The sequence below is a fragment of the Burkholderia sp. Bp8991 genome (assembly GCF_003853795.1).
Classification (GTDB): domain Bacteria; phylum Pseudomonadota; class Gammaproteobacteria; order Burkholderiales; family Burkholderiaceae; genus Burkholderia.
In genome coordinates, this window is the sequence record NZ_QTQJ01000038.1 from 59,326 (window position 1) to 74,175 (window position 14,850).

Annotated in this window: 12 protein-coding genes; 7 read left to right on the top strand and 5 right to left on the bottom strand. The window is 66.0% G+C overall.

Annotated elements, in window-relative coordinates:
- Positions 1 to 206 precede the first annotated feature (206 nt).
- Positions 207 to 1,043: a DMT family transporter gene (locus DIE02_RS30580; RefSeq protein WP_124486154.1), complete on the bottom strand. Its 837-nt coding sequence runs from the start codon at positions 1,041 to 1,043 to the stop codon at positions 207 to 209.
- Between the two features lie 105 nt (positions 1,044 to 1,148).
- On the opposite strand from DIE02_RS30580, the gene selD reads away from it, so the two are divergent.
- Together selD and DIE02_RS30590 are read left to right on the top strand one after the other, a co-directional pair.
- Positions 1,149 to 2,213: a selenide, water dikinase SelD gene (gene selD, locus DIE02_RS30585; RefSeq protein WP_124520046.1), complete on the top strand. Its 1,065-nt coding sequence runs from the start codon at positions 1,149 to 1,151 to the stop codon at positions 2,211 to 2,213.
- A 362-nt stretch (positions 2,214 to 2,575) separates the two neighbouring features.
- On the top strand, positions 2,576 to 3,655 hold the full coding sequence (locus tag DIE02_RS30590) for a purine nucleoside permease (protein WP_124486156.1): 1,080 nt from the start codon (positions 2,576 to 2,578) through the stop codon (positions 3,653 to 3,655).
- A gap of 112 nt (positions 3,656 to 3,767) precedes the next feature.
- On the opposite strand, the gene DIE02_RS30595 is transcribed toward DIE02_RS30590, so the two are convergent.
- Positions 3,768 to 4,526, bottom strand: a complete 759-nt coding sequence (locus DIE02_RS30595; protein WP_124530139.1) for a hypothetical protein — start codon at positions 4,524 to 4,526, stop codon at positions 3,768 to 3,770.
- Between the two features lie 13 nt (positions 4,527 to 4,539).
- Positions 4,540 to 5,151, bottom strand: a complete 612-nt coding sequence (locus tag DIE02_RS30600) for a M35 family metallo-endopeptidase (protein ID WP_260426217.1) — start codon at positions 5,149 to 5,151, stop codon at positions 4,540 to 4,542.
- Positions 5,152 to 5,487: 336 nt separating this feature from the next.
- Here DIE02_RS30600 and DIE02_RS36505 point away from each other — a divergent pair, with 336 nt between their 5' ends.
- The gene (locus tag DIE02_RS36505) at positions 5,488 to 5,646 is read left to right on the top strand and encodes a hypothetical protein (RefSeq protein WP_185702671.1); all 159 of its coding nucleotides are present in this window, start codon (positions 5,488 to 5,490) and stop codon (positions 5,644 to 5,646) included.
- Positions 5,647 to 5,873: 227 nt separating this feature from the next.
- On the opposite strand, the gene DIE02_RS30610 is transcribed toward DIE02_RS36505, so the two are convergent.
- Together DIE02_RS30610 and ceoR are read right to left on the bottom strand one after the other, a co-directional pair.
- Positions 5,874 to 6,170 carry a DUF4148 domain-containing protein gene (locus DIE02_RS30610; protein WP_044845765.1) on the bottom strand — a complete coding sequence of 99 codons (297 nt, stop codon included), beginning with the start codon at positions 6,168 to 6,170 and terminating at the stop codon, positions 5,874 to 5,876.
- 416 nt (positions 6,171 to 6,586) lie between these two features.
- Entirely contained in the window at positions 6,587 to 7,591 is a 1,005-nt protein-coding gene (ceoR, locus tag DIE02_RS30615; RefSeq protein WP_044845764.1) for a putative multidrug efflux transcriptional regulator CeoR, read from the bottom strand.
- Between the two features lie 173 nt (positions 7,592 to 7,764).
- Between ceoR and DIE02_RS30620 the strand changes: the two genes are divergently transcribed.
- From DIE02_RS30620 to opcM, 4 genes are read left to right on the top strand one after another with little or no spacing between them, the layout of a single operon-like run.
- Positions 7,765 to 8,625, top strand: coding sequence for an alpha/beta hydrolase (locus DIE02_RS30620; protein WP_044845763.1), 861 nt, complete (start codon positions 7,765 to 7,767; stop codon positions 8,623 to 8,625).
- Between the two features lie 32 nt (positions 8,626 to 8,657).
- Complete coding sequence (gene ceoA, locus DIE02_RS30625) at positions 8,658 to 9,875, top strand: multidrug efflux RND transporter periplasmic adaptor subunit CeoA (RefSeq protein WP_044845762.1); 1,218 nt, start codon at positions 8,658 to 8,660, stop codon at positions 9,873 to 9,875.
- A gap of 46 nt (positions 9,876 to 9,921) precedes the next feature.
- Positions 9,922 to 13,122, top strand: coding sequence for a multidrug efflux RND transporter permease subunit CeoB (gene ceoB, locus DIE02_RS30630; RefSeq protein ID WP_124530140.1), 3,201 nt, complete (start codon positions 9,922 to 9,924; stop codon positions 13,120 to 13,122).
- Between the two features lie 10 nt (positions 13,123 to 13,132).
- Positions 13,133 to 14,668 (top strand): multidrug efflux transporter outer membrane subunit OpcM, encoded by a 1,536-nt coding sequence (opcM, locus tag DIE02_RS30635; protein ID WP_124530141.1) that lies wholly within the window; start codon positions 13,133 to 13,135, stop codon positions 14,666 to 14,668.
- Positions 14,669 to 14,850 lie beyond the last annotated feature (182 nt).

Sequence of the window (14,850 nt, forward strand, 5' to 3'; positions counted from 1 at the left end):
CGGCAGAGCGCGATGCGAAAGTCACGTATGAGAGGGAGTCGATATGGATCAGCGTTTTCAAGCAGGTCCAGGGCAATTGTCTCCGCGGTGCGGAGACAATTGCCTCGCCTGGAAAAACCTCGGCTGCAAGCACACAACGGCCCGACTGCCGAGTGCACCGGACCTGCCGTGACTGCCGGTCCTTCCTGAGGGCGTACGCACGCGCGTCAAAGCCGGATCAACGCCGCACCCGCGACCACCAGCGCGCATGCCGCGAGCCGCTGCGCGCCGGGCCGCTCGCGCATCACGAACCAGCCGATCGCGACCGCGAAGATCGAGCTTGTCTCGCGCAGCGCCGATACCGTCGCGACCGGCAGATGCCGGTACGCGAGAATCACGATTCCATAGGCGGCGAGCGAGATCGTGCCGGCGATCGCGCCTTGCCGCAGCGACGCGCGCGAACCGAACACCACGCGCGGGCCGCCGCGCATCGCGCACACCAGCACGAGCTGCGGCACGCTCCACAGCAGATAAACCCACGCGATATAGCCGAGTGCGCTGCCCGACACACGCGAGCCGATGCCGTCGCAGATCGAATACGCGGCGATGAACACGCCCGTGAGCAGTGCGTACGGCACGCCTTCGCCGGAGAACCGGAAGCCGCGCCGCAACGCGAGCGACATGATGCCGAACGACACGAGCGCAATGCCTGCGAAGCCGAACGGCGTCGGTCGCTCGTGCAGCATCGCGAGCGCCAGCACCGATACGAGCAGCGGCGAGATCCCGCGCGCGATCGGGTAGATCTGCCCGAACTCGCCGTTGCGGTATGCACGCGCCAGCGTGAAGCAGTACGCGACCTCGAGCACGGCCGACGCCGCGACATACGGCCACGCGGCGGGCGCTGGCGCGGGCAGCAGTACAACGCCCGCGATGCCGAACGCGAGATACGGCAGCGACATCGTGCCGAGCTGGACGAGACGGTCTTCGCTCACGTGGAGGAATGCATTCCAGATCGCGTGCAAGAGGGCGGAGCACAGCACGAGGCCGATGAACAGGTGATCCATGAATGAGCGAGCGGACGAGGGCGGGCGGCGTCAATTATGTGGGTGCCGGGCGCGCTCGCGCGGAATTGTCGATAATAGAACGTTGTTATTCACCGGATGCCGACGATGACCGAAGCCCCCCTCACCCCGCCCGCCGTTCCGCGCCTAACGAGCCTGTCGCATGGCGGCGGCTGCGGCTGCAAGATCGCGCCGGGCGTGCTGTCCGAGCTGCTGAAGCGGGCGACGCCGCCCGCGCTGTTCCCGGACCTGCTGGTCGGCACCGAGACCTCCGACGACGCGGCCGTCTATCGGCTGAACGACGAGCAGGCGATCGTCGCGACGACCGACTTCTTCATGCCGATCGTCGACGATCCGTTCGACTTCGGCCGCATCGCGGCCACCAACGCGCTGTCCGACGTCTACGCGATGGGCGGCAAGCCGATTCTCGCGCTCGCGCTGGTCGGGATGCCGATCAACGTGCTGCCGCACGAGACGATCGCGGCCGTGCTGCGCGGTGGCGAATCGGTGTGCGCGGATGCCGGCATTCCGGTCGCGGGCGGCCATTCGATCGATTCGGTCGAGCCGATCTACGGGCTCGCGGCGATCGGCGTCGTGCATCCGTCGCGCGTGAAGCGCAACGCGGCCGCGCGCGCGGGTGACGTGCTCGTGCTCGGCAAGCCGCTCGGCGTCGGCGTGCTGTCGGCCGCGCTGAAGAAGAACCAGCTCGACGACGCGGGCTACGCGCAGATGGTGGCGACGACCACCAAGCTGAACCGGCCGGGCGCCGAACTCGCCGCGCTGCCGGGCGTGCATGCGCTGACCGACGTCACGGGCTTCGGGCTGCTCGGCCATACGCTCGAACTGGCGCGCGGCGCGAAGCTGACCGCACGCGTGCATTACGCATCGCTGCCGTGGCTGGCGGGCGTCGAGGCGTTCGTCGCCGACGGCGTGTTCACCGGCGCATCGGGCCGCAACTGGGCCGCGTATGGCGCCGACGTGCGGCTCGCCGACGGGCTGCCGCCCGTCGCGCAGGCGCTGCTGACCGATCCGCAGACGTCCGGCGGCCTGCTGGTCGCGTGCGCGCCGGATGCCGTCGACGACGTGCTCGCATGCTTCCGCGCCGACGGCTTCGACCGTGCGGCCGTGATCGGCGAGATGGTGGACGGGCCCGCGCGCGTCGACGTCGCCTGACGCGGTTTTTTTCACGCTGGATCGCTGTCGGTCGCTAGAATCGATGCCTTCCCTCGAAGGCATCGACGACCGATGAACGATTTCCTGTTCGGGCCGTGGATCGAGAAACACAAGGCTCGTCGTGGTTTGCATCCAGTCATTCGCATCGACGTCGACTCGTGTGTCGGTCGATCAGATAGTATTCCTGATGTTATTGCGCGGCGCGCATGTCGATCCCGTCCGCGTTTCATGCGAATCCTGGAGTCGCGCACACCGCCCGCCGTTTCGTAGTCGGGTTCCGCATCGCACACACGCGTTCTATACTCCCTCGCGCAGTCTCCGAGAGCCGTTCTCACCCAACATCACCGAAACAAGGAACGCCGATGCTGACTCGCTCCATCCTTTCCGCAGCTGCATTCTCGCTTGCCGCCTGTGCGACCGCGCCGTCGATTGCGCAGAACAACCAGGGCAACGATGGGGGCAACGCTGCATTCGCCGAGACCGGTGCACAGGGCCGCCCGGTCAAGGTCATGATCATCACGATGTTCGGTCCGGAAGGCCAGGCATGGCTCGACCGGCTCGGCCCGTGGCGCGACATCACCGTGCCCGGCCTGTCGCCCGACTATCCGGCCGTTCACTGCAACAAGCAGGACGTGTGCGTGGTGACGACCGGCATGGGCTACGCGAACGCGTCCGCGACGATCATGGCGCTCACGTTCTCGCAGCGTTTCGACCTGCGCCGCACGTACTTCCTCGTGTCGGGCATCGCGGGCGTCGACCCCGCGCAAGGCACGGTCGGTTCCGCCGCCTGGTCGAAATACCTGGTCGACTTCAGCCTGCAGTGGGAACTCGATGCGCGCGAGATTCCAGCAGGCTGGAATACCGGCTTTCTCGGCATCAATACGAAGAGCCCGAACGACAAGCCGCCGCTCGACTACCGCACCGAAGTATTCCAGCTCAACCCGCAGCTGACCGATGCCGCGTATGCGCTGTCGCGCAACGTCGTGCTCGCCGACAGCGCGCAGGCCCAGGCCGCGCGCGCGAAGTTCACGTATGCGCCGGCGAATCGGCCGCCGACGGTGATCCAGTGCGACACGTCATCGGGCAATACGTGGTTCTCGGGCACGCTGATCGGCGAGCGCGCGCGCCAGTGGACCAAGATCCTCACCGACGGCAAGGGCACCTACTGCATGACCGCGCAGGAAGACAACGCGACGTATGAAGCGCTCAAGCGCGCGGCGAGCGTGAAGCGGGTCGACCTGTCGCGCGTCGCGGTGCTGCGCACGGGTTCCGATTTCGACCGGCCGTATGCAGGGCAGACGAGCGCGGACAATCTGCTGAACTATGCGGACCAGGGTGGTTTCGCCCCGGCGACCGAAAACCTGTACCGCGCGGGCAATCCGCTCGTTCAGGACATCGTCACGCACTGGGGCGAATGGCGCGACGGCGTGCCGCGCCGGTGAGGGGGTAGCGCCGCGCTGGAGTCACTCGATCATTCACGCGTGGCCGGGCTCCGGGCGAGTCGATATCGCCTGGAGCGACCGGATTGGGGCCCGCGGGACCGGCTGCGGAGGATCACGGGCCGGGGCGCGCGAGTTTGAGTTCGATGCGCGTATATTCCGGCCCCAATAGCTGCATGGGCGCAGTCTCACCGTGCTCGTCCGTCATGCCGATGTATTGCGTGGCACTGGTGCTGATCCGGTAGCAGGTATGCGTTAGCAGCCGGTGGTCTTGATTTCGCAAAAGCAAGGTCTGGTTGCGCGTGCGTGCGGTCCAGCGCTCCGTTGTCACGAAACGTGCCGACGTGGGTTCCCGACTGTCGCCGCATGAAAAGCGGCTCGAGTCGGGCTCGGGCCCCGGCATTTCGGGTGTCGGTGCATGACTGGCGACACCGGGCGTACCTGCCGAGTTGCAAAGACTCTGACAGCCCGCAGGCGGGCATTTCGGGACGAACTGGACCCAAAGCTGCTTCCTGTCATCGGGATCGAGCTTGCCGTTCCTGCGCGACACGATTCGCTCGTCGATGTAAATGTCGTCGGGCGACATTCCGAGTTGCACGAGAAACGATTTCATCTGCGCACCGCGTTGCCGCGCGAGTTGATTAGGGCGGCTTTCCCAATCGTAGGCCGTCGCGTCGATCGAGACCGCCGCCCCTTCGCGCGTCCATTCCCTGGCGGTCAGGTAGTGTCTGACGACGGAGAGTCTGTCGCTGTTGGCGATTTCGGTCGAATTCAGCGGCAGTTCCATGCTGTCGGTCAACAGGACCTTGCACGCATTGGCCTGTATCGGGAGTGACAGGAGGGCGCCGAATATGACAGAGAGGGCACGTCGCATGAGTTGCTCCGATTCAACGTGCCAGAATGAACCACGCGATGTTGTCTGCATTACCGATCGCCATGCCCGGGTAGCGTTTCGCGAACTGGGCGCTGGCCCGTCGACCGTATGCCGCTGGATGGTCGCCCGCGTCGAAAGTGTCTGCAAAATGCGCGCATTCGTGAACGATGGTCAATTGCTGCGAGGAGAGGTTCCCGGCTGATCGCTCGGGTAGCGAGCAGAACGGGAGATTGATGGCGATTGTATGAGTTGCGGTGTCGGAGCGACAGACATGCGCGACCTCGGCGTCGAGATGTTTCATGTTTGGAAGACATCCTGTTGCGCGGTCGGCATCGGAACCGATGCGGACGAAATTTTCTGGCCCGAGCGTGGCCATCACCCTGGCGAGGGCGTCGAGCCCTGAAGTAAGTCTGCGTCTTGTATCGCTATTTGCCGAGCCGAACCACTCGATCACTCGTGCTTCCGTGGCCGGGTTCCAGAGCATCAGTTCCCTGCGCCGTCGCAGTGTGATCTCGACTGCTTCGTCCCGCAATTCGAGCATCCGTTTCCTGAACGCCGCGTCCGTCATGTTCGGACAGATGGGTGGTCCGTCGAGAGATACACCAGGCAGTGGCGATGTTGTCATAGGCACTCTCCATATGGATATCATTTGGAGTGCTGATGCTAAGTGCCTGAAGTAGGACCGAAGGTGTACCAGATTTCGGTCGATGCAACGAATGAGTATTGGGAAGTGTGAATGGAAGGTGGGAAAGACGGCGGGTTCTTGCGGCGAACAAGCAACCTTTCGCTGGCTCAACCGGCGTGATGATCTGGATTGAGCCCGCTGGACATGCAATATGCAGCCGATCGACCATCGACTACGACGGCAAACGCGACCGGCAGACTAATCAGCTCGTGTCAATCGCTGTATCGGGCATGGATGCGACTTGGTCGCTGGATTGACCTTGGATAACGTCACCAATTGTGTCGCTACACTGGTGCAGTGACTACGGCACAAATATGCCGTAGTGGCCGACGCTTCGCCCCGGCGACCGAAAACCTGTACCGCGCGGGCAATCCGCTCGTTCAGGACATCGTTACGCACTGGGGCGAATGGCGCGACGGCGTGCCGCGCCGGTGACGGCCAGCGTCTTCAGTGAGAGATCGACGCGAAGTTCAATGCGCGTGCGGCGCGGAACGGAACGGCGTCCAGACGGGCGTCGTGTCGTCCCAATGATCGAGCGGCGAAGGAAGTTGATCGTTCATCACAGGCTCCTGCAACTAACTGACTAATCGGGTGTTCGATGGCGGTGTCTCGATGCCGCGCCGCGGATCATCCGCTGCGCGGCGTTGCGCGTTGACCGATGCTCAACGGCCTGCGCCGGCGAGCTGATTGCCTTCCGGTGTCGGGCGATACGGGCCTTGCGCGAGTTCGAGCCCTTGCGGATACGAATTCGCCTTGCGCAGCCAGGCCAGCGTGCCGTCGCGGCGGGCCTGCTCGACTTCCGCGCTGACTTCGGCGCGCGTGCGCGGGCCGTTGTTGTGCTGCGTGTACCACGACGTGTTCGCGTAGTCGCCTGCGTGCGGGGTGGTCGTATCGGCGAAGGCCGGTGCGGACACGGCGAGTGCGAGGGCGACGGCGGAGAGAAGATGGCGGCGGTTCATGACGTAACTCCTGTGTTGGTCGGAGTTGGCGCGTCGGCGCTTGCTCCGGTCCCGTCAAGCGGGATCTGTTCGATGCGCAACGAGGTGCGCGACAGGGTTTACTCTAGGGGGACGTTCCGGCGCGATAAATGCGGCTGACGCGAATTGAATTGTCGTGATGGTGGAACAATCGCGATCCGTACTGTCGGCAGGGTTACTCGAAAATCGCGCACAGCCGCCTGCAGCGGGGCTCCCGGCGATTTAGCGCGACGCGCGTCGTCACGCACGCGGCTGATTGCCGCGCACGGCGCAAAGGTGTGATGCGGATTCAGGAAAGGCGCTGTGCGGCGGGGGAGGCGGCACGAACGTGACGCCGTGGCGGCGCGAAGGCAGGACGGCGCGCGGGCCGCACAGCCCGCGCGCCGCGGTTCAGACGATTACGCGACCCATTCGTTGATGACCGGCGTGTCGAGCGCCGGTGCGCGCTCGGCTTCCTCGAACGTGCGCTTGCTGCACGTCGCGTCGAGGCTGCCCTTGCCGCTCAGCAGCGGGCAGCGGTCGAACACTTCGGCGATCCAGTCGACGAACACGCGTACCTTCGGCGACAGGTGCCGGCTGTGCGGATACACGACCGAGATCGGCATCGGCAGCGGCTTGAGGCCGGGCAGCACTTCCTTGAGCCGGCCGTCGCGCAGGTGCGGCAGCACCATGAACAGCGGCGGCTGGATCAGGCCGAAGCCTTCGAGCCCGCACGTCACGTACGCATCGGCATCGTTGACCGACACGATCGCGTTCATCTTGACCTCGACTTCCTTGCCGTCGGTCAGGAACGTCCAGTCGATCGTGCGGCCCGTGCGGCTCGAGAAGTAGTTGACGGCCTTGTGGTCGTTCAGATCCTCGATCGTCCGCGGCTCGCCGAACTTCTCGAGATACGCGGGCGCAGCGACCGACACGCACTCGAACAATCCGACCCGGCGCGCAACCAGCGACGAATCCTGCAGCGCACCGACGCGGATCACGCAGTCGACGCCTTCCTGCAGCAGGTCGACCGGCCGGTCGGACAGGCCGAGCTGCAGGTCGATGTCCGGATAGCGCGTGTGGAATTCGCACAGCGACGGAATCACCAGCAGCCGCCCGATCGAGCCCGGCATGTCGATACGCAACTTTCCGTGCGGCTTGCGGTTGTTGTTCTGGAAGCTTGCTTCGGTTTCCTCGACATCGGCGAGGATCCGCACGCAGCGTTCGTAGTACGCGGCCCCGTCCGGCGTGAGCGACAGCCGGCGCGTGGTCCGGTGCATCAGCCGCACGCCGAGGAAGGCTTCGAGATTCTGGATGATCGTCGTGACGGACGCCCGCGGCAGGCTGAGCGACTCTGCTGCCTTGGTGAAGCTGCTTGTATCGACGACGCGAGTAAACACCTGCATGGCCTGAAGCCGGTCCATCACAACCTCCGCAATCTAATTTGCCGCCCGAACGACAAGGCTGCGCTACCTCATGGGTAAGCGCAGCCTGGATTGTTCGGGGGCGTTGAATTGTGTTGCCGGATTATAGGCATTTATCCGGATGTCTGCCGGACCCAGAATTCGTTCCATCTCGAAATGGATGCTGCATCGTCATGGACGCTTCTGAATTCAGCAAATTCCTGAAAGCCGCGTTGCCCGCCGAAGCCAGAGCTGGCGCGGCACTGACGGTCGCGGAGGTGGAAATCCCCGGCTACGCGCAGGACATCGTGCTGCGCCTCTATCGGCGCGCGGACAAGACCGGATTGCCGGTAGTGCTTTACTTCCACGGCGGCGGTTTCGTGCGTGGCACGCTGGATGACGCCGATTTCGCCGCGCGCTTTTTAGCAGAACGCTTACCGGCTCTCGTAGTGTCGGTCGATTATTCGCTCGCGCCGGCGTTTCCTTTTCCGGCCGCGCCGGAGGATGCGTATCGCGCGGCCGTGTGGGCCGCGACGCGCGCCCGCGCGTTCGGCGGCAATCCGAAGAAGATCGGCGTCGCGGGGCACGATGCGGGCGGCCAGCTCGCGAACTGTCTCGCGTTCATCGCGCGCGATCGCGGCGAAGTGTCGATTGCCGCGCAGGCCCTGTTCGGGCCGATGCTCGACCCGAGCATGACGCGCATCGGCGACGCCGAACGCCTTGCGTCGGACATCACCGCGCGCGAATGCGCGGCCTGTTATCGCGCCTATCTGCCGCAGGCGGCGCAGCGCATGCACCCGTATGCGGCGCCGCTCGAATCGGTGCGCCTCGCGGGCCTGCCGCCGACGCTCGTCGTCACCGCGCAGAACGACGTGCTGCACGTCGAAGCGGAGAAATATGCGGGCTGCCTGATTTCATCGGGCGTGCTCACGCAGGTGATCCGCTACCCGGACGTCACGCACGCGGCGCTCGCGACGCACGAGGCCGCGCTCGAGGAGGCCGTGCGCTTCTTCCAGTGCCGCTTCCAGGCGCGCCAGCCGAACCGTTCCGAATAACCAGAACCAATCCACGCTTATTGGAGATCCACATGGCCATCCTACGCACCTCCCGCTCCCGAATCGCGACCGCGGCGATCGCGACGCTCGCCGTCGTCGGCCTCGGCACGTTCGGCGCGATGCGCGTGAACGCGAACGCGCCCGAAAAGGCGGCAGCGCCGCTGCCCGAAGTCGACGTCGCGACCGTCGTGCCGCAGACCGTCACCGACTGGCAAGGCTATTCGGGCCGCCTCGAGGCGGTCGAGAAAGTCGACGTGCGCCCGCAGGTGTCGGGCACGATCGTCGCGGTGAACTTCAAGGACGGCGCGCTCGTGAAGAAGGGCGACGTGCTGTTCGTGATCGATCCGCGCCCGTACCAGGCGGAAACCGACCGCGCGGCCGCGCAGCTCGCCGCCGCGCAGGCCCGCAACGGCTATGCGCAAAGCGACTGGCAGCGCGCGCAGCGGCTGATCGGCGACAACGCGATCGCGAAGCGCGACTACGACGAAAAGCAGAACGCGGCGCGCGAAGCGACGGCGAACCTGAAGGCCGCCGAAGCCGCGCTGGAAACGGCGCGCATCAACCTCGGCTATACGCGCATCACCGCACCCGTGTCGGGCCGCGTATCGCGCGCGGAAATCACGCTCGGCAACGTCGTGTCGGCCGGCGCGTCCGCCGCGCCGCTGACGACGCTGGTGTCGGTGTCGCCGATCTACGCGTCGTTCGACGCGGACGAGCAGACCTACCTGCAATACATCAACGGCGCGCGCAACGGCCGCAAGGTGCCGGTCGAGCTCGGCCTCGCGAATGAAACCGGCTACTCGCGCAGCGGCGAGATCGACTCGGTCGACAACCGGCTCGACACGTCGTCCGGCACGATCCGCGTGCGCGCGCGCTTCGACAACGCGGACGGCACGCTCGTCCCCGGGCTCTACGCGCGCGTGAAGGTGGGCGGCAGCGCACCGCACGAGGCGCTGCTCGTCGACGATGCGGCGATCAACACCGACCAGGACAAGAAGTTCGTGTTCGTCGTCGACCAGCAGGGCCGCGTGTCGTATCGCGAAGTGCAGCAGGGCATGCAGCACGGCAACCGGCGCGTGATCGTGAGTGGCCTCGCCGCCGGCGATCGCGTGATCGTGAACGGCACGCAGCGCGTGCGGCCGGGCGAGCAGGTGAAGCCGCACATGGTCCCGATGACGGGCGGCGATGCGCCGTCCGCGCCGCTCGCGGACAACGCGAAGCCGGCCGCACCGGCGAAGGCGGAATCGTAAGCGGCCCGCCGCTTCGATTTCCGCGTTCAACCAGACAGAGCAACCCATGAACATTTCCAAATTCTTTATCGACCGGCCGATCTTTGCAGGAGTCCTATCGGTGATCGTCCTGCTCGGCGGGGTGATCGCGATGTTCCTGCTGCCGATTTCGGAGTATCCGGAAGTCGTGCCGCCGTCCGTGATCGTGAAGGCGCAGTATCCGGGCGCGAACCCGAAAGTGATCGCCGAGACGGTCGCGTCGCCGCTGGAAGAGCAGATCAACGGCGTCGAGGACATGCTCTACATGCAGTCGCAGGCGAACAGCGACGGCAACATGACGATCACCGTCACGTTCAAGCTCGGCACCGATCCGGACAAGGCCACGCAGCTCGTGCAGAACCGCGTGAACCAGGCGTTGCCGCGCCTGCCGGAAGACGTGCAGCGGCTCGGCATCACCACGGTGAAGAGCTCGCCGACGCTGACGATGGTGGTCCACCTGATCTCGCCGGACAACCGCTACGACATGACCTACCTGCGCAACTACGCGCTGATCAACGTGAAGGATCGCCTGTCGCGGATCCAGGGCGTCGGCCAGGTGCAGCTGTGGGGTTCGGGCGACTACGCGATGCGCGTGTGGCTCGATCCGCAGAAGGTCGCGCAGCGCGGACTGTCGGCCGAGGACGTCGTGCAGGCGATCCGCGAGCAGAACGTGCAGGTCGCGGCCGGCGTGATCGGCGCGTCGCCGTCGCTGCCTGGCACGCCGCTGCAACTGTCGGTGAACGCGCGTGGCCGTCTGCAGACGGAAGACGAGTTCGGCGACATCGTCGTGAAGACGACGCCGGACGGCGGCGTCACGCATCTGCGCGACATCGCGCGCATCGAGCTGGACGCATCCGAGTACGGGCTGCGCTCGCTGCTCGACAACAAGCCGGCCGTCGCGATGGCGATCAACCAGTCGCCGGGCGCGAACTCGCTGCAGATCTCCGACGAAGTGCGCAAGACGATGGCCGAGCTGAAGCAGGACATGCCGGCCGGCGTCGACTACAAGATCGTCTATGACCCGACGCAGTTCGTGCGCTCGTCGATCAAGGCCGTGGTGCACACGCTGCTCGAAGCGATCGCGCTGGTCGTGATCGTCGTGATCGTGTTCCTGCAGACCTGGCGCGCGTCGCTGATTCCGCTGATCGCGGTGCCGGTGTCGATCATCGGCACGTTCTCGCTGCTGCTGGCGTTCGGGTATTCGATCAACGCGCTGTCGCTGTTCGGGATGGTGCTCGCGATCGGGATCGTGGTCGACGATGCGATCGTGGTGGTCGAGAACGTGGAGCGCAACATCGAGAGCGGGATGAACGCGCGGGCGGCGACCTACAAGGCGATGCAGGAAGTGAGCGGGCCGATCATCGCGATCGCGCTGACGCTCGTCGCCGTGTTCGTGCCGCTCGCGTTCATGTCGGGCCTGACCGGCCAGTTCTACAAGCAGTTCGCGATGACGATCGCGATCTCGACGGTGATCTCGGCGTTCAACTCGCTGACGCTGTCGCCGGCGCTGTCCGCGATCCTGCTGAAGGGCCACGGCGACAAGGAAGACTGGCTCACGCGCGTGATGAACCGCGTGCTCGGCGGCTTCTTCCGCGGCTTCAACAAGGTGTTCCATCGCGGCGCGGAGAACTACGGCCGCGGCGTGCGCGGCGTGCTGTCGCGCAAGACGCTGATGCTCGGCGTGTACCTCGTGCTGGTGGGTGCGACCGTGCTCGTGTCGAAGGTCGTGCCGGGCGGCTTCGTGCCCGCGCAGGACAAGGAATACCTGATCGCGTTCGCGCAGCTGCCGAACGGCGCGTCGCTCGACCGCACCGAGAAGGTGATCCGCGACATGGGTTCGATCGCGCTGAAGCAGCCGGGCGTCGAGAGCGCGGTCGCGTTCCCGGGGCTGTCGGTGAACGGCTTCACCAACAGCTCGAGCGCGGGCATCGTGTTCGTCACGCTCAAGCCGTTCTCGGAGCGGCACGGCAAGGCGCTGTCGGCCGGTGCGATCGCCGGTGCGCTGAACCAGCAGTACGGTGCGATCAAGGATTCGTTCGTCGCGGTGTTCCCGCCGCCGCCGGTGCTCGGCCTCGGCACGCTCGGCGGGTTCAAGATGCAGATCGAGGATCGTGGCGCGGTCGGCTACGCGAAGCTGTCGGATGCGACCAACGACTTCATCAAGCGCGCGCAGCAGGCGCCGGAACTCGGCCCGCTGTTCACGAGCTACCAGATCAACGTGCCGCAACTCAACGTCGATCTCGACCGCGTGAAGGCGAAGCAGCTCGGCGTGCCGGTCACCGACGTGTTCAACACGATGCAGGTGTATCTCGGCTCGCTGTACGTGAACGACTTCAACCGCTTCGGACGCGTGTACCAGGTGCGCGTGCAGGCCGACGCGCCGTTCCGTCAGCGCGCGGACGACATCCTGCAGCTGAAGACCCGCAACGACCGTGGCGAAATGGTGCCGCTGTCGTCGCTCGTCACGGTGACGCCGACGTTCGGCCCGGAAATGGTCGTGCGCTACAACGGCTACACCGCAGCCGACATCAACGGCGGCCCGGCGCCGGGCTTCTCGTCGGGTCAGGCACAGGCGGCGATCGAGCGTATCGCGCATGAAACGCTGCCGCGCGGCGTGCGGTTCGAATGGACCGACCTCACGTACCAGCAGATCCTGGCAGGCGATTCGGCGATGTACGTGTTCCCGATCAGCGTGCTGCTCGTGTTCCTCGTGCTCGCCGCGCTGTATGAAAGCCTGACGCTGCCGCTCGCGGTGATCCTGATCGTGCCGATGAGCATTCTGTCGGCGCTGACGGGTGTGTGGCTCACGCAGGGCGACAACAACATCTTCACGCAGATCGGCTTGATGGTGCTGGTGGGGCTGTCCGCGAAGAACGCGATCCTGATCGTCGAATTCGCACGCGAACTGGAGCATGACGGCAGGACGCCGCTCGAGGCCGCGATCGAGGCGAGCCGGCTGCGGCTGCGCCCGATTTTGATGACATCGATCGCCTTCATCATGGGTGTCGTGCCGCTCGTCACGTCGACGGGGGCGGGTTCGGAAATGCGCCATGCGATGGGTGTCGCGGTGTTCTTCGGGATGCTCGGCGTGACGCTGTTCGGGCTGATGCTGACACCGGTGTTCTACGTCGTGCTGCGCACGCTGGCGGGCGGCAAGATCCACGTCGCGGGCAAGGACTCGGCCGGCTATGGCGTGTCGCCTTCCGGTGCGCCGGCTACGGATGCTTGAGGACAACAAGATGGACAACATGCACAACACGAATGGCCTGATGCGCTTCGCGAAGGTGGCGGCCGCGAGCACCCTGCTCGCGACGCTGCTCGCCGCGTGCGCGGTGGGACCCGACTACAAGCGCCCGGACGTGTCGACGCCCGCGGCGTTCAAGGAAGCGCCGACGCTCGCGGCCGGCGAACAGGCCGGCACATGGAAGACCGCCGAACCGGCGGACGGCGAGCATCGCGGCGAATGGTGGAAGGTGTTCGGCGATCCGGTGCTCGACTCGCTCGAGTCGCAGGCGCTCGCCGCGAACCAGAACCTGAAGGCCGCGGCGGCGCGCGTCGAGGAAGCGCGTGCGGCGACCCGCACCGCGCGCTCGCAGTGGTTCCCGCAGGTCGGCGCCGGGTTCGGGCCGACGCGCGAAGGGCTGTCGTCGGCGTCGCAGTTCCAGCCGCAGGGCACGGGCCCGACCACCGCGACGCTGTGGCGCGCGCAGGGCACAGTGTCGTACGAGGCCGACCTGTTCGGCCGCGTGAGCCGCAACGTCGAGGCGTCGCGTGCCGACCAGGCGCAGAGCGAGGCGCTGTTCCGCTCGGTGCAGCTCGCGCTGCAGGCGGACGTCGCGCAGAACTACTTCGAACTGCGCCAGCTCGACTCGGACCAGGACCTGTACCGCCGCACGGTCGAACTGCGTGATCAGGCGCTGAAGCTCGTACAGCGCCGCTTCAACGAAGGCGACATCAGCGAGCTCGACGTGTCGCGCGCGAAGAACGAGCTGGCAACCGCGCAGGCCGATGCGGTCGGCGTCGCGCGCCGGCGCGCGGCGTCCGAGCATGCGCTCGCGATCCTGCTCGGCAAGGCGCCCGCGGACTTCGCGTTCAAGGAAACGCCGATCGTGCCGGTCGCGGTGAAGGTCCCGCCGGGTCTGCCGTCGGCATTGCTCGAACGCCGCCCGGACGTGTCGGCGGCCGAGCGCGCGATGGCGGCCGCGAACGCGCGGATCGGTCTCGCGAAGTCGGCGTACTTCCCGAAGCTGGATATCACGGGTGCATTCGGCTATGAGGCGTCGACGCTCGGCAACCTGTTCATGTGGTCGAGCCGCACGTTCCTGCTCGGGCCGTTCGCCGGCACCGCGCTGACGCTGCCGCTGTTCGACGGCGGGCGGCGGGCGGCCGGCGTGCAGCAGGCGCGCGCGCAGTACGACGAGCAGGTCGCGAACTACCGGCAGCAGGTGCTCGTCGCGTTCCGCGAGGTCGAGGACAATCTCGCCGATCTGCGTCTGCTCGACGACCAGATTCGCGCGCAGGATGCGGCCGTCAATGCGTCGCGCCGTGCGGCGACGCTGTCGCGGACGCAGTATCAGGAAGGCGAAGTGGCCTATCTCGACGTGATCGACAGCGAACGGTCGGTGCTGCAGTCGCAATTGCAGGCGAACCAGCTGACCGGGGCGCAGGCCGTGTCGACCGTGAACCTGATCCGTGCGCTGGGCGGCGGATGGGGCGCGGCGCCGACGGCGGTCGGCGGCACGTCGTCCGGCAAGGAGGACGTCGCCGCACGTTGATGCAGCGGCGGCATCGCCGCCGCAGGAAGCAGTCGATGAACAAACCCCGGTTCGTGACGACACGAATCGGGGTTTTTTATTGGTTCATCGCAGGAAACCGTGGATGGTTTGGGAGCGATTGCGTAACCTGACGCCTGACTTTAAGGACGTCAGGAGAGGCAATTGCTCGATCGTAAGGCACT

What these genes read in the sequence shown, in the direction of transcription:
- DIE02_RS30610 (WP_044845765.1), bottom strand. Translation starts at nt 6,170, where the DNA reads ATGAACCGCCGCCATCTTCTCTCCGCCGTCGCCCTCGCACTCGCCGTG.
- opcM (WP_124530141.1), top strand. Translation starts at nt 13,133, where the DNA reads ATGGACAACATGCACAACACGAATGGCCTGATGCGCTTCGCGAAGGTG.
- DIE02_RS30600 (WP_260426217.1), bottom strand. Translation starts at nt 5,151, where the DNA reads ATGACAACATCGCCACTGCCTGGTGTATCTCTCGACGGACCACCCATC.
- ceoR (WP_044845764.1), bottom strand. Translation starts at nt 7,591, where the DNA reads ATGGACCGGCTTCAGGCCATGCAGGTGTTTACTCGCGTCGTCGATACA.
- selD (WP_124520046.1), top strand. Translation starts at nt 1,149, where the DNA reads ATGACCGAAGCCCCCCTCACCCCGCCCGCCGTTCCGCGCCTAACGAGC.
- DIE02_RS30620 (WP_044845763.1), top strand. Translation starts at nt 7,765, where the DNA reads ATGGACGCTTCTGAATTCAGCAAATTCCTGAAAGCCGCGTTGCCCGCC.
- ceoA (WP_044845762.1), top strand. Translation starts at nt 8,658, where the DNA reads ATGGCCATCCTACGCACCTCCCGCTCCCGAATCGCGACCGCGGCGATC.
- DIE02_RS30595 (WP_124530139.1), bottom strand. Translation starts at nt 4,526, where the DNA reads ATGCGACGTGCCCTCTCTGTCATATTCGGCGCCCTCCTGTCACTCCCG.
- DIE02_RS30580 (WP_124486154.1), bottom strand. Translation starts at nt 1,043, where the DNA reads ATGGATCACCTGTTCATCGGCCTCGTGCTGTGCTCCGCCCTCTTGCAC.
- ceoB (WP_124530140.1), top strand. Translation starts at nt 9,922, where the DNA reads ATGAACATTTCCAAATTCTTTATCGACCGGCCGATCTTTGCAGGAGTC.
- DIE02_RS30590 (WP_124486156.1), top strand. Translation starts at nt 2,576, where the DNA reads ATGCTGACTCGCTCCATCCTTTCCGCAGCTGCATTCTCGCTTGCCGCC.